Origin of the sequence: Xenorhabdus innexi, assembly GCF_002632485.1 — a bacterium.
GTDB classification, from domain to species: Bacteria; Pseudomonadota; Gammaproteobacteria; order Enterobacterales; family Enterobacteriaceae; genus Xenorhabdus; species Xenorhabdus innexi.
The window spans coordinates 46,876-70,724 of record NZ_NIBU01000006.1 but is presented as its reverse complement, the minus strand read 5'-3'; the positions used below and the strand labels follow the sequence as shown (position 1 = coordinate 70,724).

The window sequence follows — 23,849 nt, the reverse complement described above, 5'->3', positions numbered from 1 at the left end:
TCACTTTAATTAATGAGGAAATGTAATTAGAACGCCATGAGCGACGACCATCCTTCTAGTAACGATAGCCCTGGACCTAAGAAAGGCTTTTTTGCACTTCTTAATCAGATTTTCCACGGTGAGCCGAAAAACCGTAACGATTTAGTTGAACTGATCCGTGATTCAGAACAGAACGACCTGATCGACCCCGATACCCGAGAAATGCTCGAAGGGGTGATGGATATTGCTGACCAGCGCGTGCGTGACATTATGATCCCACGTTCACAAATCGTTACCTTAAAACGCAATCAATCACTGGACGAATGTCTGGATGTAATTATCGAATCAGCCCACTCCCGCTTTCCTGTGATCAGCGAAGATAAAGATCACATAGAAGGCATTTTAATGGCAAAAGATCTTCTGCCATTTATGCGCACGAACACAGAACCTTTCAGCATTGATAAAGTTCTGCGGCAGGCGGTAGTAGTGCCGGAAAGTAAGCGCGTTGACCGATTGCTGAAAGAGTTTCGTTCCCAACGCTACCATATGGCGATTGTTATCGATGAATTCGGCGGTGTTTCCGGTCTGGTCACGATTGAAGATATACTTGAACTGATTGTTGGCGAAATTGAGGATGAATACGATGATGACGATGATAACGACATCCGTGCCCTGAGCCGCCATACTTATTCAGTACGAGCATTGGCTCAGATTGAAGATTTCAACGATGTTTTCGGCACTAATTTCAGTGACGAAGAAGTTGATACCATCGGTGGACTGGTTATGCAGGCATTCGGGCATCTGCCATCCCGTGGAGAATCCATCAGCATTAATGGCTATCATTTCAAAGTAGCAATGGCAGATAGCCGTAAAATTATTCAGGTTCATGTAAAAATACCGGATGATGCTGAAGTTCCTGGCCTTGATAAAGACTAATAGGATCTGGATGAACAAAACCTCATTAATAAGTTGCCAGCGGCTGCGCGCCTTGCTGGCGCTTTTCTTCGGAGCCAGTGGAACGCTGGCTTTTTCACCTTTTGATTTCTGGCCTGCGGCTCTTATTTCCCTCTTCGGTCTGCAAATCCTGACGTTAAACCGAACCAGCCGACAAGCCATCTTTATTGGTTTCTGCTGGGGGCTAGGGCTGTTCGGCAGCGGAACAAACTGGGTGTACGTCAGCATTGCAGGTTTCGGAGGAATGCCAACCGCCGTTAATATCTTTTTAGTTATCCTGCTGGCGGCTTACCTTGCACTTTATCCGGCCCTGTTTGCCGGGTTACTTAACCGGTTTTTCCCAGCTTCAAACGGGGTCAGGCTGATGATTGCCAGCCCCGCACTGTGGCAGTTAACTGAGTTTTTACGCGGTTGGGTACTTACCGGATTTCCGTGGCTTCAATTTGGTTACAGTCAGATTGATGGCCCATTAAAAGCTATTGTGCCGATTTTTGGGGTAGAAAGCATCACTTTCCTGCTGATGATTATCAGCGGGTTACTGGTTTTTGCTACGGTACATAAAAAATTGATAGCTGCCATCGCAGCCATTGCTCTACTAATGTTACCGTGGCCAATGAGGCACTATCAGTGGTATACCCTGCTGCCGGAAAAATCGACTCATGTTGCTCTGGTACAAGGCAATATCCCGCAGGAAATAAAATGGGACCCCGATGAATTGGGGAAAACGCTGGATATCTACCTGAATAACAGCCGCCCTTTTATTGGAAAAACACCTCTCATTATCTGGCCTGAAGCGGCGATCCCTGCCTATGAACACGATATGAGTAGCTTTTTAATCAAACTGGATAAGCTGCTCAGGGAGAATCACTCCAGCCTGATAACCGGGATTCCTGATGCACGTCCTACACTGGACGGATATAAATTCTATAACAGCATTATTGTGTTAGGGGAAAAAACGCCTTATCACTACCCTGCGCTTGATCGTTACGATAAACATCACCTCGTTCCATTTGGTGAGTTTGTCCCTCTGGAATCATTATTGCGCCCTTTGGCACCCTTTTTTAACCTGCCGATGTCCTCTTTCAGTCAGGGAAATTATATACAGCCTCAGCTCTCTGTTGCAGGGCATGAAATTACTGCTGCAATCTGTTACGAGATTATTTTGGGTGAACAAGTCCGCGATAATTTCAAACCCAGCACAGAATTTCTGCTGACAATTTCCAACGATGCATGGTTCGGGAGTTCTATTGGGCCGTGGCAACACTTCCAGATGGCACGGATGCGTTCTCTTGAACTGGGCCGGCCATTATTGCGGGGAACCAATAATGGAATTACCGCAGTAATAAGACCGGACGGTTCAATACAGTCTGAAATCCCGCAGTTTACCCGTCAGGTATTGGAAGCAGAAGTCACTCCAGCCAGTGGGGTTACTCCCTATTTCCGCGTTGGCAATTGGCCGGTGTGGGGAATGACAGTGTTGTTTATTTTACTCGGATTAATCAATAACCGTCGCCGCATTTAATTAATAATTAAACAGAAATTAAATTCAAATTATCAAAGCATAAGTTCAGCACATATTGAATGCGCTGAACTTATTTTTTCTTATATTTCGTATCACCTTCTGCTTGTTTTATCCAAAATTATCTACTTGTTTGATCTCACCTCAAAAACACTCATTAAAAAGATAAAACCTGACTAAACAGTCACCTTTTTGCGGTACATAATCCTAAAAAGTGCAAATTGTGAACGAGATTCAAAATTATTTTCGACAAAATCACACTTAAACAAAATTGTTTGTTTATAGTTCGAGTTGGCTCGCAAAATGAAAACATCAATGTTTCAAAAAAGTAACATTATGAATTATTTTTTTACGACCTATATACAAAATAATTTAGAAAATCGTTTCTATGATAATAGCCTTTATAAAAATGGAAGCATGACCCAGTAAATTTCAAGTTATAAAAAACCGTGGTTGTATGAATGAATGCAACCGACGAAGGAGTAGCTTGAAAATAGAAAGGCTCATAGGTATCTGCAAACAAACCGTGTTTATATTTAAAGAAACAACCACATGAAGGAGCTGTATATGCGTAAGTTGATGTTAACCATGATGTTACTTAGCGCGGTAGGAGCTGCCCATGCTGAGGAACTGACCGGCACATTGAAAAAAATTAAAGACAGTGGCGTTGTGACTGTCGGGCACAGAGAATCTTCTGTTCCATTTGCTTATTATGATGGAAAACAGAATGTTGTCGGTTTCGCCCAAGATCATTCCAATTTAATCGTGGAGGCGATTAAGAAAAAAATTGGTTCGCCTGACCTGCAAGTTAAGTTGATTCCGGTTACCTCTCAGAACCGTATCCCATTACTCCAGAATGGTACTTTTGATTTTGAATGTGGTTCGACCACAAACACGCCTGAGCGCCAAAAACAAGCTGCATTCTCCAATTCTATTTTTATCGTCAATACCCGCCTTCTGACTAATAAAGACTCCGGTATCAAAGGGTTTGATGATCTGGGCGGAAAAAATGTTGTTGTCAGTGCCGGTACAACATCTGAAATGCTGCTGAATAAGCTCAATGACGAGAAAAAAATGAAGATGCGCATTATCAGCGCAAAAGATCATGGTGATTCATTCAGAACGCTGGAATCAGGCCGTGCTGTTGCCTTCATGGTCGATGATGCACTACTGGCAGGAGAACGCGCCAAAGCGAAAAAACCTGAACAGTGGATTATTGTTGGTGAACCTCAATCCAAAGAAGCTTATGGCTGTATGATGCGTAAGGACGACCCTCAGTTCAAAAAGCTGCTGGACGAGACTGTTGCAGAAATACAGACATCAGGCAAAGCCGAAAAAATGTTCGATATCTGGTTCAAACAGCCAATTCCGCCAAAAAACCTGAATATGAATTTCTCTCTGTCTGATGAGATGAAAGAGTTGTTTAAAGCACCAAATGATAAGTCATTGAATTAACTATAAACCCAAAATCCAGATTTTATTGGCACGACGGGTATGAGGTAGTCGTTCCTACCTCATTTTTTATGTTTCAGGGAGCATATGTATGTCAATTGATTGGAACTGGGGCATCTTTCTACAGGAGGCGCCTTTTGGTAATACCACCTATCTGGGGTGGATCATTTCTGGATTTCAGGTAACTGTTGCTCTTTCAATCTGTGCCTGGATTATTGCATTTATTATCGGTTCTTTTTTCGGCATTCTGCGTACTGTCCCGAATAGGTTTCTTTCCGGGCTGGGAACCTGCTATGTCGAACTATTCCGTAATGTTCCCCTCATCGTCCAGTTTTTTATATGGTATCTGGTTGTCCCGGAATTGTTGCCCAAAAACCTGAGTGACTGGTTCAAAATGGACTTAGATCCTAATATCCAGTTTTTCCTTTCCTCATTGGTTTGTCTCGGGTTATTCACCGCAGCGCGCGTATGTGAGCAGGTCAGGGCTGCGGTTCAATCCCTGCCCCGGGGGCAAAAAGCCGCAGGCTTGGCTATGGGTCTGACCCTGCCTCAGACTTACCGCTATGTTCTGCTACCCAATGCCTACCGTATCATTACGCCACCAATGACCTCAGAAATGCTCAATCTGGTAAAAAACTCCGCGATTGCTTCAACTATCGGTCTGGTGGATATGGCAGCACAGGCAGGAAAATTACTCGATTACTCAGCACATGCTTATGAAACATTTACGGTGATCACTCTGGCATATGTGGGCATTAATCTCTTGATTATGCTGGCAATGAGTATGCTTGAGAGAAAGATACGTCTGCCGGGTATGATGGGAGGGAAATAGAACATGTATCAATTTGACTGGAGTTCGATCGTTCCCAGCCTGCCGCTGCTGTTGAATGGATTAATCATTACCGCTGAGATCACGCTGATAGCTATTGTTATTGGTATTGCTTGGGGAACCATTCTGGCAATGATGCGGCTCTCATCCATTAAGGCACTGAGCTGGTTTGCTGCTCTCTACGTTAACCTTTTCCGCTCCGTACCTCTGGTGATGGTGTTGTTATGGTTCTATTTAATTGTGCCTAGCTTAGTGCAAAATGTTCTGGGCATATCACCAAAAACGGATATCCGATTAATTTCAGCTATGGTAGCGTTCTCAATCTTTGAAGCGGCCTATTATTCTGAAATTATCCGGGCCGGTATCCTGAGTATCTCCCGTGGTCAGTCAGCCGCATCATTGGCATTAGGGATGACGCATATGCAAAGTATGCGTCTGGTGATTCTGCCACAGGCATTCCGGGCAATGATACCGTTGCTGCTGACACAGGGCATTGTCTTATTTCAGGATACTTCTCTGGTATATGTTCTGAGTCTGGCTGATTTTTTCCGTACAGCAAGCAATATTGGTGAACGTGACGGTACACAGGTTGAAATGGTTCTGTTTGCCGGTTTGGTTTATTTTGTCATTAGTTTTTCCGCCTCGATGCTGGTTAACTATTTAAAGAAAAGGACTGTTTAATGATCTCGCTGAAAAATGTATCCAAATGGTATGGCCAGTTTCAGGTTCTGAGTGACTGTTCTACTGAAGTCAAAAAAGGTGAAGTCGTTGTTGTCTGCGGGCCTTCCGGTTCAGGTAAATCCACGCTGATAAAAACGGTTAACGGCCTTGAAGCCGTCCAGCAGGGTGAGATTCTGGTCAATGGCACACAGGTAAATGATAAAAAAACAGATCTGGCACAATTACGTTCCAAAGTTGGCATGGTATTTCAACATTTTGAACTGTTTCCTCATCTGTCGATCATTGACAATCTGACACTGGCTCAGGTCAAAGTGTTAAAACGTGATAAGCAGGCAGCAATTGAAAAAGGCCTGAAACTGTTGGAGAGAGTCGGGTTAGCAAACCATGCCCATAAATTCCCTTCTCAGCTTTCCGGCGGACAACAACAGCGTGTTGCCATTGCCCGTGCTCTCTGCATGGACCCGATTGCTATGCTGTTTGATGAACCCACTTCCGCCCTTGATCCGGAAATGATCAATGAAGTACTCGATGTTATGGTCGAACTGGCTAACGAAGGGATGACCATGATGGTCGTGACCCACGAAATGGGGTTTGCCAAAAAAGTGGCTCACCGTGTGATCTTTATGGATGAAGGTACAATCGTCGAAGACAGCAGGAAAGAAGATTTCTTCGTCAATCCAAAATCAGAACGCGCCCGCGATTTTCTGGCAAAAATTCTGCACTGATTTCCCGGTCGGCGGCATTGGCTTACTGCCGACTTTAAACTGCATCTGTTTCTGATAGAAAATAGCAAGATGAATAGGATAAAAATTCAGTAATTTTCTATGTTGTTCCACTAACAGGTGTTGTTGCCCCTATTCCTATCCGCTATGCTATGTCATCTTAAATTTCATAAACAAACATTCGCCATACCTGATGGATTTCGAGTTGCACCGCATCGGCAAAGCAGCTTGAAAGACCAAATGTATAAAGCGTAGCATTATTACTCACCATAGGATCATCGGTTCCATGCAAGAACAATATCGTCCAGAAGACATAGAGCAACAAGTCCAGCTTCATTGGCAAGAGAAGCAAACTTTTAAAGTGACCGAAGACAGCAGTAAAGAAAAATACTACTGCCTGTCCATGCTACCTTACCCTTCTGGCCGACTACATATGGGCCATGTTCGTAACTACACTATCGGCGATGTAATTTCCCGTTACCAGCGTATGCTGGGTAAAAATGTGCTGCAACCTATCGGTTGGGATGCATTCGGTTTACCGGCAGAAGGCGCTGCGGTTAAAAACAATACCGCACCAGCACCGTGGACTTATTCCAATATCGAATATATGAAAGGTCAGCTGAAAATGCTGGGATTCGGTTACGACTGGGATCGGGAAGTCACAACCTGTACACCAGAATATTATCGCTGGGAACAGTGGTTCTTTACTAAGCTGTATGAAAAAGGACTGGTTTACAAAAAAACCTCCGCTGTTAACTGGTGTCCGAACGATCTGACTGTTCTGGCAAATGAGCAGGTTATTGATGGCTGCTGCTGGCGCTGTGACAGCCCTGTAGAACGCAAAGAGATCCCACAGTGGTTTATTAAAATCACCGATTACGCTGAAGAGTTGCTGAATGATCTGGATAAACTGGAAGAATGGCCGGAGCAGGTCAAAGTTATGCAGCGTAACTGGATTGGCCGTTCAGAAGGTGCTGAAATTACCTTTAATGTTGCTGACAGTCAGGAAACACTGACCGTTTATACCACCCGTCCAGATACCTTTATGGGGGCTACCTATGTTGCTGTAGCCGCTGGTCATCCTCTGGCCAAACAGGCAGCAGAAAATAATTCTGAGCTGGCAGACTTTATCAACGAATGTCGTAATACTAAAGTTGCTGAAGCTGATATGGCAACGATGGAGAAGAAAGGCATGTCAACCGGCATGTTCGTGATCCATCCGTTAACTAACGAAAAAATTGCTATCTGGGTAGCCAACTTCGTTCTGATGGAATACGGCACAGGTGCGGTTATGGCGGTTCCGGCCCATGATCAGCGTGACTGGGAATTTGCGACTAAATACAGCCTGCCAATGAAAGCCGTCATTCTGGACAACGAGGGTAACGTACCAAACGTTCAGGAAGGCGCATTTACCGATAAGAACGCTCTGGTCAATTCCGGCGAATTCAGTGGCCTGAGCCACGAAGAAGGCTTCAATGCCATCGCTGATAAGCTGGTTGAAATGGGAGCAGGCAAACGTAAGGTTAACTATCGTCTGCGTGACTGGGGAGTTTCCCGTCAGCGTTACTGGGGCGCACCAATTCCGATGGCAACACTGGAAGATGGTACTGTTGTTCCGGTTCCTGAAGATCAACTGCCGGTTATTCTGCCGGAAGATGTCGTCATGGATGGCATCACCAGCCCGATTAAAGCAGACCCAGAATGGGCCAAAACAACGATTAATGGTCAGCCGGCTCTGCGTGAAACTGATACTTTTGATACCTTTATGGAATCCTCCTGGTATTACGCACGTTATACCTGCCCGGATTATGATAAAGGAATGCTTGATCCTGCTGCTGCCAACCACTGGCTGCCTGTTGATCAATACATTGGTGGTATTGAACATGCCATCATGCACCTGATGTATTTCCGTTTCTTCCACAAACTGATGCGTGATGCTGGTCTGGTCAATTCGGATGAACCGGCAAAACGTCTGCTGTGTCAGGGTATGGTTCTGGCAGATGCTTTCTATTACACGGGTAGCAACGGCGAAAAAATATGGGTGTCTCCGGCTGATGCTATTGTTGAGCGTGATGAGAAAGGCCGCATCATCAAAGCAGTGGATCAGGATGGGCATGAGCTGGTCTATACCGGCATGAGCAAAATGTCAAAATCCAAAAATAACGGTATCGACCCACAAGAGATGGTGAATAAATATGGTGCTGATACCGTTCGTTTATTTATGATGTTCGCTGCACCACCAGAGCTGACTCTGGAATGGCAGGAATCTGGTGTAGAAGGGGCTAACCGTTTCCTGAAACGTGTATGGCGTCTGGTTCACGAGCATGTCAATAACAATGCTGATAAAGGTGAAATCCAGCCTCTGGATATCACCAGCCTGACAACAGAACAGAAAGATTTGCGCCGCGATTTGCACAAAACGATTGCGAAAGTCACCGATGATATCGGTCGCCGTCAGGCATTCAATACCGCAGTAGCTGCCGTCATGGAACTGATGAATAAACTGACCCGTGCACCACAGGAGACAGAGCAGGATCGTGCGCTGATGCAGGAAGCACTGACCGCCGTTGTGCGTATGCTTTCACCTATCACACCACATGCCAGCTTCGTAATGTGGAAAGCCCTCGGTAATGAAAGTGATATTGATACCGCTGCATGGCCGCAGGCTGATGAACAGGCGATGATTGATGATACTAAACTGGTCATCATTCAGATCAACGGTAAAGTTCGTGGCCGCATTACTGTTCCGGCAGATGCGACAAAAGAATATGTTCAGGAGATGGCTTCTCAGGAATACAGCGTAGCGAAATACCTTGAAGGCGTGAGCATCCGAAAAGTTATCTATGTTCCGGGTAAATTGCTGAATCTGGTCGTTGGTTAATATTATAGGAAAGAGTATGCGACATCGTATTTTCACGTTGTTGCTGGGGTTAGCGGTGCTTGTCACCGCTGGCTGCGGCTTTCATCTTCGTGGCACAACACAGGTTCCCAAAGAACTCCAGACATTACAGCTGAGTTCTGGCGATCCTTATGGTCCTCTGGCACGGGCGGTACGTCAGCAACTACGTCTGAATGATGTCAGAATTGCTGAACAGGCCAGTGCCTCACTACCGATACTGAAATTAGTGGGTTCAAGTGAAAACAATGTCACTGTTTCAGTCTTTCAGGATGGTAAAGCGGCGGAACGCCAGATGGTGCTGGATGTTGATGCACAGGTTCTGATGCCGAATGGTAATATTTATCCATTACAGGCAAGAGTTGAACGTTCGTTCTTTGATAACCCGTTGGAAGCTCTGGCAAAAGATGCAGAAAACGAACTTGTTAAGCAGGAAATGCGTGAACAGGCTGCCCGTCAGTTGATACGCAAACTGCTGACAATTCAAAGTGCAGAGCAACCAAAATCGGCTGAAACACAAAAACAATGATCAGACTCTATCCTGAACAACTTCTTTCGCAGCTCAATGAAGGGCTGCGGAATAACTACCTGCTATGGGGCAATGAACCATTGCTGCTACAGGAAAGTCAGGACAATATCCGTAGGGTGGCTGAACAGCACGGCTTTATGGAGCATTTCTCATTCTCACTGGATAACCATACCGAGTGGGATGACATCTTCAGCCTGTGTCAGTCGCTCAGTCTTTTCGCCAGCCGCCAGTCAATTACTCTGCTATTACCTGAAAATGGCCCCAATGCGGCAATGGCAGAGCGTCTGACCAAGCTATCCGAATTATTGCATGATGATATTTTGTTGATATTGCGCGGGCATAAACTGACTAAAGCGCAGGAAAACAGCAACTGGTTCAAAGCAATCGGGAAAAATGGTGTCTATGTTAGCTGTCTGAATCCTGAGCAGAATCGTCTGCCTCAATGGGTTGCACAACGCGCTAAAAATATGGGTCTGTCACTGGAGGATGAGGCTAACCAGTTACTGTGCTATTGCTATGAAGGTAATCTGTTGGCATTGTCGCAGGCGCTGGAACGCCTTTCATTGCTCTATCCTGATAATCGGTTGACCCTTCATCGGGTCGAAGAGGCTGTCAATGATGCGGCACATTTTGCACCTTACCATTGGGTTGATGCTTTGCTGGCTGGCAAGGTCAAACGCGGATGGCATGTCCTGAAACAATTACGGCAGGAAGATACCGAAGAGATTATTCTGCTTCGTACTATACAGCGAGAACTGATGCTACTGTTAACATTTAAGCGTCAGGAAAAGATAACACCATTAAAGACACTGTTTGATCAACATAAAGTCTGGCAGAACCGTCGAGTGCTTCTGACAACCGCATTACAGCGGCTATCACTACAAGATCTGCACACTGCTATACATTTGTTGACCCGGATGGAGTTGCGTATTAAACAGGATTATGGCCAATCTATTTGGGCTGATCTGGAAACTCTTTCTATGCTGCTGTTATATGGAAAAGACCTCGGAAAAACGCACGGAAAAATATTACCAGAGAGTTTTTTGAATGCTTCACACCACTAATTCACCCTCAGACTCACCCATTATTCATGCTTTATTTGGTGGTACTTTTGATCCTATCCATTATGGTCATTTACGTCCGGTAGAAGCATTAGCAAAACTGGCAGGGCTTAAACAGGTTATTCTGTTACCTAATCATGTCCCGCCGCACCGCCCTCAACCAGAAGCTACCGCACAGCAACGGCTGGAAATGGTGCGTCTGGCTATACAGGATAATCCCCTGTTTACTGTTGATACGCGGGAATTGCAGCGTCAGACACCTTCTTACACGATTGATACATTAAAATCATTCCGTGCAGAAGTTGGTGAGCAATGCCCGCTGGCATTTATCATCGGGCAGGACTCCCTGCAATCTATTCATACCTGGCATCGCTGGTCTGAATTACTGGATATCTGCCATTTACTGGTCTGCTCCCGTCCCGGATATTCAAAACAACTTTCAACGCCGGAAATGCAGGAGTGGCTTGAACAACACAAAATTGATACACCTGCCCCCTTAAGTCATAAATCACACGGTTACATTTATCTGGCTGAAACACCGTTGTTGGACATTTCAGCAACCGATATTCGCCGCCGCCATCAACAGGGCTTAAACTGTGATGATTTATTGCCTCCATTAATACAAAATTATATTGATTCCCAGCAGTTATATAGTTGATAGTTAAATCATATGTGATTTCCCGGATCAGTAGCTTACGTTTATAGAGACGGGCATGCTATTATTCTGCGTTACTCAACTACTTTGATAAAATTAAGGTGATCCTTTTGCAAGGCACAGAACTACAAAAATTTATTATTGATAAACTTGAAGATTCAAAAGCACAGGATATTGTTTCTATAGATGTTCGCGGAAAATCCAGCATTACAGACTGCATGGTTATCTGCACCGGTACATCAACCCGCCATCTGATGTCAGTCTCTGACAATCTGGTTGATGACTGCCGTGAAGCCGGCATTATGCCTTTGGGTGTTGAAGGGCAAGGGGTTTCAGACTGGATTGTTGTGGATCTCGGCGAAGTGATGGTACATGTCATGCAGGAAGACAGCCGCCGTATGTATGAACTGGAAAAACTCTGGAGCTGAGTTTGAAGTTACAACTTGTCGCTGTAGGAACAAAAATGCCGGACTGGGTACAGACCGGCTTCATGGATTACTTGCACCGTTTTCCCAAAGATATGCCATTCGAACTCATTGAAATTCCGGCAGGAAAACGAGGCAAAAACGCCGACATTAAACGCATTTTGGAAAAAGAAGGCGAGCAGATGTTGTCGGCGGTCAGTAAAGGCAATCGTATTGTCACGCTGGATATCCCCGGTTCCCGTTGGGAAACACCCCAACTGGCACAACAGCTTGAACGCTGGAAACAGGACGGAAGAAATGTCAGTTTGCTGATTGGTGGTCCGGAAGGGTTAGCTCCTGCCTGTAAAGCAGCGGCAGAACAGAGCTGGTCACTTTCCCCACTGACTCTTCCACATCCTCTGGTACGGGTTTTGGTTGCTGAAAGCCTGTACCGGGCATGGAGTATCACCACTAATCACCCTTATCATCGGGAATAAATTAGGTAATCTATCACCGTGAATTCTGGTAATGGGATGAAGAATAAACGAACTCCTTTTCGCGATTATACGGCTGAATCAGCCCTCTTTATACGCCGCGCACTCGTGGCGTTTGTTGGCATTATCCTTTTAACAGGGGTTCTGGTTGCCAACCTCTATAATCTCCAGATAACCCGGCATGAAGATTACCAGACACGCTCAAATGGGAACCGTATTAAGCTTGTTCCCATTGCGCCAAGCCGCGGGCTTATTTATGACCGTAACGGGACACTGCTGGCAGCAAACCGTACGATTTACCAATTGGAGATTGTGCCACAAAAAGTGGATGATCTTGATAAGACGCTAAATGAGCTGCGTTCTATCATCGGGTTAACTGATGAAGATATCGAGAATTTCCAAAAAGAACGGCGACGTGCCCGTCGTTTTACTTCAATTCCGCTGAAAACACCTCTGACTCAGGTGCAGGTTGCCCGATTCTCAGTTAATCAGTACCGTTTCCCCGGTCTGGAAATCAAGGGATATCAACGCCGTTATTATCCTTATGGTTCTGCCCTCACCCATGTTATCGGCTATGTTTCCAAAATTAATGACAAAGATGTGGAACGGCTAGAACAAGATGGGCTTTTACAGGATTATGCAGCTACTCATGATATCGGGAAACTGGGTATTGAACGTTATTATGAATCCATTCTGCATGGCAAACCCGGCTATGAAGAAGTTGAAGTGAATAACCGTGGCAAAGTCATCCGTCAGCTGCATGAGCAACCGCCGCAAGCAGGTAAAGACATTTACCTGTCAATAGATTTAGAGCTGCAAACCTACATTGAAGAGATCCTGACAACCAGCCGCGCAGCAGTTGTTGTTACCGATCCCCGAACCGGCGAAGTTCTGGCGATGGTATCAACACCGAGCTATGATCCGAATCTGTTTATTGATGGTATTTCCAGCAAGGATTATAAAGCCCTGCTCAATAATCCTAACCGCCCATTAATTAACCGTGCAACACAAGGCGCTTACCCTCCGGCCTCAACCGTAAAACCGTTTATTGCTGTTGCAGCACTCAGCAGCGGTGTTATCACAAAGAATACAACCATTTTTGATACAGGTAGATGGCAATTACCTAACTCCAACATGAGTTACCGCGACTGGAAACGTTATGGGCATGGTCAGCTTAATGTGCATAAGTCCATCGTTGAATCGGCTGATACCTTTTTCTATCAGCTCGCCTATGATATGGGTATCGATAAACTCTCAGAGTGGATGATAAAGTTTGGTTATGGTCAGTTTACCGGCATTGATCTGAAAGAAGAGACTGCGGGTAATATGCCAACCCGGGAGTGGAAACAAAAACGCTATAAAAAACCTTGGTATCAAGGGGATACCATATCTGTCGGTATCGGTCAGGGATACTGGACAGCAACACCGATGCAAATGGTTAAGGCCCTGATGATATTGATCAATGACGGAGAAGTGAAAACACCCCACTTCCTGCTGAGGACGCACCTGAACAACAGCGTACATCCTTACCAGCCGCCCGTGATTGAACCCATCGGAGATATCCATTCCGGCTATTGGGAGATAGCCAAAGAGGGAATGTATGGTGTTGCCAACGCCCCGAACGGTACAGCACGCAGATTTTTCGCCGGTACTCCCTACAAAGCTGCAGTGAAAACCGGTACAGCTCAGGTATTCAGATATGAAACCTATAATGCAAGTAAACTTGCAGAGCATCTGCGGGATCACAAGCTGATGATTGCTTTTGCGCCTTATGATAATCCAACCGTTGCCGTCTCCATTATTTTAGAGAATGGGGGAGCCGGGCCATCTGTCGGTGCCATCGGACGCCAGATTTTGGATCATATCCTGATCAAGAGTGATAAGCGTCCCTCAGCTACTGAGCCTGCTAATAAAAACAGGCCACTATCTGCCGGCAAGCCAACCACCGGGACACGAACTAATGAGTAATTCTATGACAGAATCACAGAAAAAAGTTCCTTTCTGGAACAGGATACATATCGATACCCCGTTGCTATTGTGCATTCTGATACTGCTTGCCTACAGTCTTTTCATCATGTGGAGCGCCAGCGGACAGGATGCCGACATGATGGAACGTAAAGTCGGGCAGGTACTTATCGGCCTGGTTGTTATGGTGGTCTTTGCTCAGGTGCCGCCCCGGATATATGAAAGTTGGGCACCATACCTTTATATTGTCTGTGTTATTCTGCTCATCCTTGTTGATGTTTTCGGGCAAATCAGTAAAGGGGCACAACGCTGGCTGGATCTGGGTATTGTACGTTTCCAGCCGTCAGAAATTGCCAAAATTGCGGTGCCTTTAATGGTGGCTCGCTTTATGAACCGGGATCTCTGCCCCCCTTCCCTGAAAAATACGGGAATTGCATTAATCCTGATCTTTTTACCAACTCTGCTTGTCGCGGCACAACCTGACTTAGGCACATCTATCCTGATCGCCGCATCCGGGCTGTTTATCCTGTTTCTGGCTGGTATGAACTGGCGGTTAATCGCGATAGCCGTTTTATTGGCAGCCTGTTTTTTACCGATATTATGGTTCTTTCTGATGCATGACTACCAGCGGGCCAGAGTCATGATGTTGTTAGATCCGGAAAGCGACCCTTTGGGAAAAGGCTACCATATTATTCAATCGAAAATTGCCATTGGCTCGGGCGGGTTATTTGGTAAAGGCTGGTTACAGGGCACACAGTCGCAGTTAGAATTTTTACCTGAACGTCATACCGATTTTATATTTGCTGTTCTGGCGGAAGAACTGGGGTTAATCGGTGTCATCGTATTGCTGGTGCTTTACTTACTGATTATCATCCGTGGGCTGATTATTGCCTCTAAAGCACAGAATACTTTCGGTCGTGTCATGGTCGGAGGACTAATATTGATACTGTTTGTTTATGTTTTCGTTAACATCGGCATGGTCAGCGGTATCCTGCCTGTGGTCGGCGTTCCCCTGCCACTGGTCAGCTACGGAGGTTCAGCATTAATTGTCTTAATGGCTGGATTCGGCATTATCATGTCGATACATACCCATCGCAAGTTATTATCCAAAAGTCTATGAGGAAAAGATTTCATGCGTCAAAAATGGCTTATTCTCGGCATCGTGGCTGTACTGATTTCAGGCTGTACAACAAAAAATGAAAGAGGGGCCACCTCCGTTCCGCCAGTTCCGACCCGTGACGTATTAGGTGCAGAGCCTGTCTATGAACCTTATCACCCCAGTGCCAATCAGGATTACACGAAAGATGGCGTAAAGTATCACATCGTTTCTGATCCTGCCCAGTTTACACAGACAGGGTATGCCAGCGTATTTGGTGAAGAATCAACCGGAAAATTGACGGCGATTGGAGAACGGGATACACCTTATGCACTAACCGCCGCCCACCCGACACTGCCAATACCGGGCTATGTACGCGTTACCAATTTAAGTAATGGACGCATGATCATTGTCAGGATTAATGACCGTGGCCCTTACAATAAGCCGGGAAAAATTATCGAATTATCACGGGCTGTTGCTGACCGTCTGAACTTAATGCCGCAAAGCAAAGTTAAACTGGATGGCATTCAGGTTGCACCCGATGGCTTACTTGCAGGTTTGGGTACAAAAGGGTCAACAATTGTCAAACAGAGCTATGCCTTACCTGACAGACCAGCGTTAAGTCCTTCGTCACCTGCTTCTGCCACAGGCATGGCATCCGGTTTACCTGAGCAAACTCACTCAGAGCAAAACCTATCCGCCAATACGAATAATCACCCAGCCTCACAAGCAGAGAAACCTTCTTCTGTACAGGAACAGGAGAAACCACAAACGGTACAAGAGCCTTCATCACAAACGAAGCCAGTTGTCACGCCTCCAGCTACATCAGAATCAACTCCAGCCACTCTATCCGGTTATATGGTACAGGTTGGTGCGATCAGCTCTGAAACTAAAGCCAAAGAGTGGCAACAGTCATTAAGTAAACGTTTTAATACATCCGGACGTGTGATTCAGTTTGGCAATGTTTACCGCGTTCAGTTAGGGCCTTTCAATGGCCGCGAACAGGCTGTCGAGTTACAAAAGAAGTTAACTGCTCAAATGCAGCAACCTTCCTTTATTACCACTCCCTGATTAGCCGTCTCCCGCTGATATTTGCCTCTATTCAGGCTATTACCAGCGGGGGAAACACAGCCCATCATCAAACACCACAGCAATCGAGTAAAAAAGTGCAAATATCCTTCTGTCCCGATTTTGTTTAATGTCACTCTTTTCGTCATTTGTTATGATGTGACCCATCTTTTATCAATGCTTCTTCACGGACGTTATCTAATCAATCATGAAATACATAGTTACTTCCCGTTTTATTAAAAATGCCACGCTGAGCATTGCTCTGGCAGTCAGTGCTTCTGCATTCGCCAACACCGATGATAGCTTCAAAACCATGATCCCCGGTGTCCCACAAATCGATGCCGAAGCCTATATTCTGATTGATTACAATTCAGGAAAAATATTGGCTGAAAAGAATTCAGATATCCGTCGCGATCCTGCCAGCCTGACAAAAATGATGACCAGTTATGTTATTGGTCAGGCTATAAAATCAGGGAAAATCAGCCCGAATGATATCGTTACCGTGGGTAAAGATGCCTGGGCAACAGGAAACCCTGTATTCAAAGGCTCTTCCCTGATGTTTTTAAAACCCGGCGATCAGGTTTCTGTCGCCATGCTTTCCCGTGGCATCAACCTGCAATCAGGTAATGATGCCTGTGTGGCAATGGCGGATTATGTCGCTGGCAGTCAGGATGCGTTTGTCAGCCTGATGAATAAATATGTTCAGAACTTAGGGTTAAAAAACACACATTTTCAGACTGTTCATGGTCTGGATGCCGAAGGCCAATACAGCTCTGCTCATGATATGGCCCTGATTGGTCAGGCGCTGGTTCGCGATGTACCAGATGAATACGCCATCTATAAAGAGAAAGAATTCACTTACAACAATATTCGCCAGCCTAACCGTAACGGTTTACTGTGGGATAAGGGCCTGAATGTCGATGGTATTAAAACAGGGCATACCAGCGGTGCTGGCTATAACCTTGTCTCTTCCGCCACTGAAGGTAATATGCGCCTGATTGCGACAGTTATGGGCAGCCCGACCTTCAAAGGCCGTGAAACAGACAGTAAAAAACTGCTGACATGGGGTTTTCGCTTCTTTGAAACAGTCTCTCCTTTACAAGCCGGTAAAGAATTTGCCTCTGAACCCGTCTGGTTCGGTGATACTGATAAAGTACAATTGGGTGTCGAGAAAGATGTTTACCTGACCATTCCTCGTGGCCGCCTGAAAGATCTGAAAGCCAGTTATGTTTTGAACAATAATGAATTACATGCCCCTCTCCCGCAGAATCAGGTTGTTGGTACTATCAATTTCCAGCTTGATGGTAAAACGATTGAGCAACGTCCATTAGTCGTGATGCAGGAAGTGAAAGAAGGCGGTTTCTTCAGCCGCCTGATTGATTACATCAGACTGATGTTCCATAACTGGCTTGGTTAATACCCTCAAGCCTTGAAAAACAAGCGTTGAACCTCATATTAAGATAACTTGTTTGTCAGAAAATAATCATGCCATGACAGAATCTCTTACTCTGTCATGGCGAGTAAATCAGGAGTGCCCATGAAAACAAAATTAAATGAACTGCTTGAGTTCCCCTGCTCATTCACTTACAAAGTGATGGGCTTAGCTCAGCCTGAGCTGGTGGACCATGTTGTTGAAGTGGTTCAGCGCCATGCACCGGGCGATTACTCCCCAGATGTGAAACCAAGCAGCAAAGGCAACTACCACTCTGTTTCTATTACCATCAATGCCACTCACATTGAGCAGGTCGAAACACTGTATGAAGAGTTAGGCGCGCTGGAACTGGTACGTGTCGTGCTGTAATACATCACTTTGTTAATTTGTGATTATTACGACAAAGCGCTGGTTTTCCGCCAGCGCTTTTCTTTATCATTTTTTCCTATCTGTATCAGTTTTTCCTATCTGTTCTATGTCATCCGACTCTCTGTTAATCCTCATCAAAAACGCCAGAAAGCTTTCGAACACAGAATTAAAATAGGATAGATTTCCAGTCTTCCCAATAACATTGCAGCACACATCATCCATTTAGCCACAGCACTCAGGTTGCCAAAACCCTGAACTGTCTCTCCGTAGCCCACTCCCATGTTATTGATACACGCAGCAACCGTAGCAAATGAAGTGACCAAATCATAACCAAGAAGATTCAGCGCCCAAATAAAGAAACAGCTGCAAAAGATATACAAAAAGAAAAAGCCCCAGACCGAACGCAGTACCCTTTCCTGCACAGGCACCTGACCAACCTTAATCGTTGAAATCGCATTAGGATGGATAAGTTGATTAATTTCACTGAAACTTTGTTTTGTCAGGATCAGAAAACGTAATGCCTTAATGCCTCCACACGTGGAGCCGACACAGCCGCCAAAGAAACTGACTGCCAATAACATCAGCATCGTATGAGGCGGCCACTGTGCATAATCTGACGTTGCCAGACCATTATCAGTCATCATTGAGCTGGTCATAAAGAAACCGTGCACAAAAGCATCTTTCAGCCCATACATACCGGAGCGATATAACTCCAGCCAAATAATGCAAACGACGATGGAAAGTACCAGCAGAAAAAATTTAAGCTCCGCATTTTTCAGCAACGGCTTCAGGCTTCTTTGGGTCAGAAGAACGAAATAAAGCGTGAAGTTAACAGCCGACAATACTGAAAAAACACCACCCACCATTTCAATCATGGAATTGTCGTAATAGCCAAGGCTTTCATTGCGGGTCGAAAACCCGCCCAAAGAAACCGTTGATATCCCATGACAAATAGCATCAAACAAAGACATTCCCGCAGCCCAGAAGCTAAAAGAACAAAGCCCGCCCAATAACAGATAAACGACCCATAAACTTTTAGCACTGTCAGCAAGACGCGGTGTCAATCGCTCCTCTTTAAAGGGGCCCGGCATTTCTGACTGATAAAGTTTCACACCACCAATGCCAAGCAGTGGCAGGATAGCCACAGCAAGAACAATCACGCCTAAACCACCAATAAAGTTTAACTGTGCACGGTAATAAAGAATGGATTTAGGTAACGTGGAAACATCATTCAGTACCGTTGCGCCTGTGGTTGTAATGCCGGATACACCTTCAAACATGGCATCAACCAGATTGATATTCAGGCTCTTATCCAGAACGAAAGGCAAGGCACTAAGTAACGAAAAGAGCAACCAGAACAGGACAATAATAAGAAATCCGTCCTGCGTACTGGGCTGTATTTTCGTTTTTCGAGTGAAATACCACCCAATACCGCCAAGAATCAGCCCGATTATAAAAGTTTCTAAAAAAGCAAAAACGCTTTTTTCTTTATAAAACAGGGCAACAAAAGTAGGCAGCAACATTGAGAGGCTGTAAAGGAGCACCAGAGAACTGCAAAGATGCCCTACAATCAAAAGTTGGTTTTTTCTGACCATCTGTTAGCTCAAACAGAAAACAAGGGGGAAATCATCAAAATATATAACTATGATAATATAAAATTTAAATATATTCGTCTAATTAACATTATTAGTGTATTAGCGCATTCCCGAACTGGTGAGAATCCTTTTAGGGCGTTATACTGGCGGGCAACTTTTGTTAACCGATGATGACACTCCATTGCAACATAACACCGTTATTTTACGCCAGTTGGGTATGCAACCCTACGAGCCGGTTTCTGAAGCCATGCACCAGTTCACCGAGCAGCGGACAGCGGAAACTCCCGACGAAATCTGGTTTGTCCAGCATGAGAAAGTATTTACACAGGGTCAGGCAGGCAAAGCAGAACACATACTTGCCGCAGGTGATATTCCTGTTATTCAGTCCGACAGAGGTGGGCAAATCACTTATCATGGCCCCGGTCAGCAGGTCATGTATATCTTGATCGACCTGAAACGAGCCAAAATCGGGGTGCGTCAACTTGTCACAGCGATTGAAAATACCGTTGTCGGAACATTAGCCCACTTTGGCGTGGAATCTTATGCCCGATCAGATGCACCGGGGGTATATGTCAATGGTAATAAAATTTGTTCATTAGGATTGCGTATCCGGAAAGGGTGTTCTTTCCATGGGCTGGCATTAAATATTGCAATGGATTTACAACCATTTTTGCGTATTAATCCATGTGGATATGCAGGAATGCAAATGATCCAGCTTAGTGACTTCGTTACCGGGATCACTGTTGAAGATGTACAGCCCGTTCTGGCACAAAAATTCTGCCAGATCTTGGGATTCCAACTCACCGATGAAAGATGATATAATTTTTTAACATTTTTCAAAAAAATTTGAATAGATTTATTTCCCGATGACTCTGGCGCTGAATTTAACTTATTAATCAGCAAAGTAGCAATCAGGCAATAAATTATAATCTGAAGAATATAACTGGAACCAGCACGATTATGAGTAAACCAATTCAGATGGAACGTGGTGTCAAATACCGCGACGCAGATAAGATGGCTTTAATCCCTGTGAAAACAGTGGCTACAGAACGTGAAGCACTCTTGCGTAAACCTGAGTGGATGAAAATCAAACTTCCTGCGGATTCCAGCCGCATTCAGGGAATCAAAGCTGCAATGCGCAAAAACGGGCTGCACTCCGTCTGTGAGGAAGCCTCCTGCCCTAACCTTGCAGAATGTTTTAATCACGGAACAGCAACCTTTATGATCCTGGGTGCCATTTGTACCCGCCGCTGCCCCTTCTGTGATGTGGCACATGGCCGACCAAATGCGCCTGATGCTAATGAGCCGGTTAAACTTGCGCAAACCATTCAGGATATGGGGCTACGCTATGTTGTTATCACATCAGTTGACCGTGATGACCTGCGTGACGGCGGTGCTCAGCATTTTGCTGACTGTATCACTGCGATCCGTGAAAAGAACCCATCAATTAAAATTGAAACTCTGGTACCGGATTTCCGTGGTCGTATGGATCGTGCGCTGGAAATTTTGACCGCAACACCACCTGATGTTTTTAACCACAATCTGGAAAACGTACCACGCATGTATCGTCAGATCCGCCCAGGTGCTAATTATGACTGGTCATTAAAACTACTGGAAAGATTTAAAGAAGCACACCCGGATATTCCGACTAAATCCGGCCTGATGGTTGGTCTGGGAGAAACTAATGAGGAAATTCTGGAAGTGATGCGTGATCTGCGCAGACATGGCGTCACCATGCTGACATTAGGGCAATATTTACAGCCTAGCCGCCATCACTTACCTGTTCAGCGTTATGTCAGCCCGGCTGAGTTTGATGAAATGAAAGAGGCCGCGTTAGCAATGGGCTTTACCCATGCAGCCTGTGGCCCGTTTGTTCGCTCATCTTACCATGCTGACATGCAGGCCAAAGGCATGGAAGTCAAATAAGCGATACCACTACTGATGAATCTCGTTCTTGCTGTATTTATCGGTGGTGGTCTGGGCAGCGTCTTACGCTGGTTTATCAGCCTCCGCCTGAATTCTGTTTCAGCTCCGATTGCCGTTGGTACTCTGACGGCTAATTGTATCGGAGCATTTATGATCGGGCTGGGGCTGGCTTATTTCAGTAAAGCAACACATATCGACCCAGTCTGGAAGCTTCTGTTAACAACGGGCTTCTGTGGTGGTCTGACAACGTTCTCTACATTTTCTGCGGAAGTGGTTTATTTATTACAGGCAGGGAAAATCAGCTGGGCACTGGGTAGCATTCTGGCGAATGTGATTGGTTCCTTATTGATGACCATGCTTGCTTTTGCTGTGATAAATAAGCTCTGAAACGGAAGGTATCGGAAAGCATAAAAAAACCCGTTTTCATAACGGGTTTTCAAAATATGGGATTAGAAATTAGATCGCGACAACGTTTGCAGCAGACGGACCTTTCGCACCCTCGGTGATTTCAAATTCAACTTTTTGGCCTTCTGCCAGTGTTTTGAAACCATTTGACTGAATGGCGGAAAAGTGTACAAAAACATCTTTGCTACCATCTTCTGGAGTGATAAAACCAAATCCTTTAGATTCGTTAAACCACTTAACGTTACCTTTAATTTTAGACATCAAACTTACCTTTAATAAAAAAGACACAAACTCTGTGCTACATACAGTACAACAGATAATATAGCTTACTGTCTGCAACCTAGATCACGAAATATATAACAAAATGTCAAAAACGCACGTTTTGTTTAATTTCATTGAATTATTTTATACGCCAATTGCCATTTCACAAATCAATTGGCGTTTCATTTTAGATTTGTTTACTTTTTACCTTTTTTCTTCTCGTGTTCCAGCAGCCATTCCTTAATATTCAGCCCGCCTGTATATCCGACTAACTTACCATCATGCCCAATTACCCGATGACAGGGGACAATCAATGAAATAGGATTACGCGAGTTCGCCATACCAACGGCACGACAATAATTTACCGAACCCAATGTGAGTGCTAATTGTTTGTAACTCCACATCTCACCAAATGGGATATTACAGAGCTGTTGCCATACCCGCTGCTGAAATTCAGTTCCCTGCATACTTAAAGGAACCGTAAATGTAACCCGCTTTCCTTTAAAATATTCCTGTAGCTCTTTTACACACTGCTTAGTTATCGCATTTTTAGATTCTAATTCTTTCTTTTCATTAACAAAATAAATACTAGTAACTCCTTCATCATTAGCAGTGACGTGTACATAAGGTTTAGGAAAACCTTCTGGAGTATTCAGGTAATGGTGATACATAAACTACCTCCATTTAATTTATTGTTAATAATTTTTGTATTATTTCCATACTAGCCTAAAGCTCTCTTCCATCAAGTTGCAATGATGAATTCAATTACACATCTGACAATTTGATAAAGAAACCATACCGCCCACTGATAATAAAAATCAGAGGATTGCCAATAAGATATAATACCTTACTTTTAATAACACACATTCAAAAAAGATAAAAACACCATATATTGATATAAACATAAAAACAAATACCATATATAGCAACGGTCTCATAAAGAGATTATCAAAGTGTAATGCTTCAATACTCTTTTTTATTCTTCAATAAGCACCCGTACCAATAAAGAATTTTACCAGAAGAGTGATAATTTATGGCAAACACCATTGGATATCCGGTAGTTATACTCATCGAAAATCAGACGCAAACACTTTTCATCTGACGGCGATATCAAATAAATTTCAAAGTATATCTTCCTCCCAAAAAGCAAAATTTCTGAGGGTTTATTTCTCGCCATAGTCATAACATCAATGAACCTTTCTATTAAATAGCACTACTGATAATGAAAGATTCAAATAAAGTCTAAAATGCAAACAGTTATCTACAAAACAGATTATCTTTTGATTAACAATTATAAACAATAGTTTGTCAACATAACTCAGCTCTTCGGTATATAGCTTGGAAAATTTATCCGGATGAAGCCATTAAAGAGAATATACCATTTCACAAAGTTAAATATTTATTACATGACAATTAAGCCTAAAGTTAACAATCGATATAAAGTATTCAATGATCACTCAAAACAGGTTATTAATTTATTGCAATCTCGCTGAATATTTACAAAAAAACAGGGTTTACACCTTCATAATCGCCTGATAAAACAGCTCAAAATTCAGA

The 23,849-nt window shown here is 44.4% G+C and carries 23 protein-coding genes; 20 read left to right on the top strand and 3 right to left on the bottom strand.

Going from position 1 to position 23,849, the window contains the following annotated elements; all coding sequences use genetic code 11:
* Positions 1–36: 36 nt before the first annotated feature.
* The 17 genes from corC (at position 37) to ybeD (ending at position 18,105) form a co-directional block, all read left to right on the top strand.
* Positions 37–915 (top strand): CNNM family magnesium/cobalt transport protein CorC, encoded by an 879-nt coding sequence (gene corC, locus Xinn_RS03930; RefSeq protein WP_086953807.1) that lies wholly within the window; start codon positions 37–39, stop codon positions 913–915.
* A 10-nt stretch (positions 916–925) separates the two neighbouring features.
* Positions 926–2,455 (top strand): apolipoprotein N-acyltransferase, encoded by a 1,530-nt coding sequence (gene lnt / locus Xinn_RS03925; protein WP_086953808.1) that lies wholly within the window; start codon positions 926–928, stop codon positions 2,453–2,455.
* A gap of 564 nt (positions 2,456–3,019) precedes the next feature.
* On the top strand, positions 3,020–3,907 hold the full coding sequence (locus Xinn_RS03920; RefSeq protein WP_086953810.1) for a glutamate/aspartate ABC transporter substrate-binding protein: 888 nt from the start codon (positions 3,020–3,022) through the stop codon (positions 3,905–3,907).
* A gap of 88 nt (positions 3,908–3,995) precedes the next feature.
* The gene (locus tag Xinn_RS03915; protein ID WP_086953812.1) at positions 3,996–4,736 is read left to right on the top strand and encodes an amino acid ABC transporter permease; all 741 of its coding nucleotides are present in this window, start codon (positions 3,996–3,998) and stop codon (positions 4,734–4,736) included.
* Between the two features lie 3 nt (positions 4,737–4,739).
* Positions 4,740–5,414, top strand: a complete 675-nt coding sequence (gene gltK, locus Xinn_RS03910; RefSeq protein ID WP_086953814.1) for a glutamate/aspartate ABC transporter permease GltK — start codon at positions 4,740–4,742, stop codon at positions 5,412–5,414.
* Complete coding sequence (locus Xinn_RS03905) at positions 5,414–6,139, top strand: amino acid ABC transporter ATP-binding protein (protein ID WP_086953815.1); 726 nt, start codon at positions 5,414–5,416, stop codon at positions 6,137–6,139. The genes gltK and Xinn_RS03905 overlap by 1 nt, the downstream gene beginning before the upstream one ends.
* A gap of 283 nt (positions 6,140–6,422) precedes the next feature.
* A complete protein-coding gene (gene leuS, locus Xinn_RS03900; RefSeq protein ID WP_086953816.1) occupies positions 6,423–9,017 on the top strand; it encodes a leucine--tRNA ligase in 2,595 nt (864 codons plus the stop codon).
* 16 nt (positions 9,018–9,033) lie between these two features.
* Positions 9,034–9,561 (top strand): LPS assembly lipoprotein LptE, encoded by a 528-nt coding sequence (gene lptE, locus Xinn_RS03895; RefSeq protein WP_086953818.1) that lies wholly within the window; start codon positions 9,034–9,036, stop codon positions 9,559–9,561.
* Positions 9,558–10,625 (top strand): DNA polymerase III subunit delta, encoded by a 1,068-nt coding sequence (holA, locus tag Xinn_RS03890; RefSeq protein WP_086953819.1) that lies wholly within the window; start codon positions 9,558–9,560, stop codon positions 10,623–10,625. The genes lptE and holA overlap by 4 nt, the downstream gene beginning before the upstream one ends.
* Positions 10,609–11,280 carry a nicotinate-nucleotide adenylyltransferase gene (gene nadD, locus Xinn_RS03885; RefSeq protein ID WP_086953821.1) on the top strand — a complete coding sequence of 224 codons (672 nt, stop codon included), beginning with the start codon at positions 10,609–10,611 and terminating at the stop codon, positions 11,278–11,280. Before holA ends, nadD begins: the two co-directional genes overlap by 17 nt.
* Positions 11,281–11,378: 98 nt before the next feature.
* Positions 11,379–11,705, top strand: a complete 327-nt coding sequence (gene rsfS, locus Xinn_RS03880) for a ribosome silencing factor (protein ID WP_086953823.1) — start codon at positions 11,379–11,381, stop codon at positions 11,703–11,705.
* Positions 11,706–11,707: 2 nt separating this feature from the next.
* Positions 11,708–12,178, top strand: a complete 471-nt coding sequence (gene rlmH, locus Xinn_RS03875) for a 23S rRNA (pseudouridine(1915)-N(3))-methyltransferase RlmH (RefSeq protein WP_099137604.1) — start codon at positions 11,708–11,710, stop codon at positions 12,176–12,178.
* Positions 12,179–12,214: 36 nt separating this feature from the next.
* Positions 12,215–14,143: a peptidoglycan DD-transpeptidase MrdA gene (gene mrdA, locus Xinn_RS03870; protein WP_086953824.1), complete on the top strand. Its 1,929-nt coding sequence runs from the start codon at positions 12,215–12,217 to the stop codon at positions 14,141–14,143.
* Between the two features lie 4 nt (positions 14,144–14,147).
* Positions 14,148–15,260 carry a peptidoglycan glycosyltransferase MrdB gene (mrdB, locus tag Xinn_RS03865; protein ID WP_086956463.1) on the top strand — a complete coding sequence of 371 codons (1,113 nt, stop codon included), beginning with the start codon at positions 14,148–14,150 and terminating at the stop codon, positions 15,258–15,260.
* A 12-nt stretch (positions 15,261–15,272) separates the two neighbouring features.
* Positions 15,273–16,307 carry an endolytic peptidoglycan transglycosylase RlpA gene (gene rlpA, locus Xinn_RS03860; protein WP_086953826.1) on the top strand — a complete coding sequence of 345 codons (1,035 nt, stop codon included), beginning with the start codon at positions 15,273–15,275 and terminating at the stop codon, positions 16,305–16,307.
* Positions 16,308–16,512: 205 nt separating this feature from the next.
* Complete coding sequence (gene dacA, locus Xinn_RS03855) at positions 16,513–17,721, top strand: D-alanyl-D-alanine carboxypeptidase DacA (protein WP_086953828.1); 1,209 nt, start codon at positions 16,513–16,515, stop codon at positions 17,719–17,721.
* 120 nt (positions 17,722–17,841) lie between these two features.
* Entirely contained in the window at positions 17,842–18,105 is a 264-nt protein-coding gene (gene ybeD / locus Xinn_RS03850; protein WP_086953830.1) for a DUF493 family protein YbeD, read from the top strand.
* Between the two features lie 134 nt (positions 18,106–18,239).
* Here the strand turns inward: ybeD and Xinn_RS03845 are convergent, their stop codons facing one another.
* Complete coding sequence (locus tag Xinn_RS03845; RefSeq protein WP_086953831.1) at positions 18,240–19,700, bottom strand: TrkH family potassium uptake protein; 1,461 nt, start codon at positions 19,698–19,700, stop codon at positions 18,240–18,242.
* Positions 19,701–19,881: 181 nt separating this feature from the next.
* On the opposite strand from Xinn_RS03845, the gene lipB reads away from it, so the two are divergent.
* From lipB to crcB, 3 genes are all read left to right on the top strand, one after another.
* Complete coding sequence (lipB, locus tag Xinn_RS03840; RefSeq protein ID WP_086956464.1) at positions 19,882–20,517, top strand: lipoyl(octanoyl) transferase LipB; 636 nt, start codon at positions 19,882–19,884, stop codon at positions 20,515–20,517.
* Positions 20,518–20,660: 143 nt separating this feature from the next.
* On the top strand, positions 20,661–21,626 hold the full coding sequence (gene lipA / locus Xinn_RS03835) for a lipoyl synthase (protein WP_086953833.1): 966 nt from the start codon (positions 20,661–20,663) through the stop codon (positions 21,624–21,626).
* A gap of 12 nt (positions 21,627–21,638) precedes the next feature.
* Positions 21,639–22,013 (top strand): fluoride efflux transporter CrcB, encoded by a 375-nt coding sequence (gene crcB / locus Xinn_RS03830; protein ID WP_086953835.1) that lies wholly within the window; start codon positions 21,639–21,641, stop codon positions 22,011–22,013.
* A 69-nt stretch (positions 22,014–22,082) separates the two neighbouring features.
* Here the strand turns inward: crcB and cspE are convergent, their stop codons facing one another.
* A complete protein-coding gene (gene cspE, locus Xinn_RS03825; protein ID WP_045969514.1) occupies positions 22,083–22,292 on the bottom strand; it encodes a transcription antiterminator/RNA stability regulator CspE in 210 nt (69 codons plus the stop codon).
* A 197-nt stretch (positions 22,293–22,489) separates the two neighbouring features.
* On the bottom strand, positions 22,490–22,963 hold the full coding sequence (locus Xinn_RS03820) for a methylated-DNA--[protein]-cysteine S-methyltransferase (protein WP_086953838.1): 474 nt from the start codon (positions 22,961–22,963) through the stop codon (positions 22,490–22,492).
* Positions 22,964–23,849: the final 886 nt, after the last annotated feature.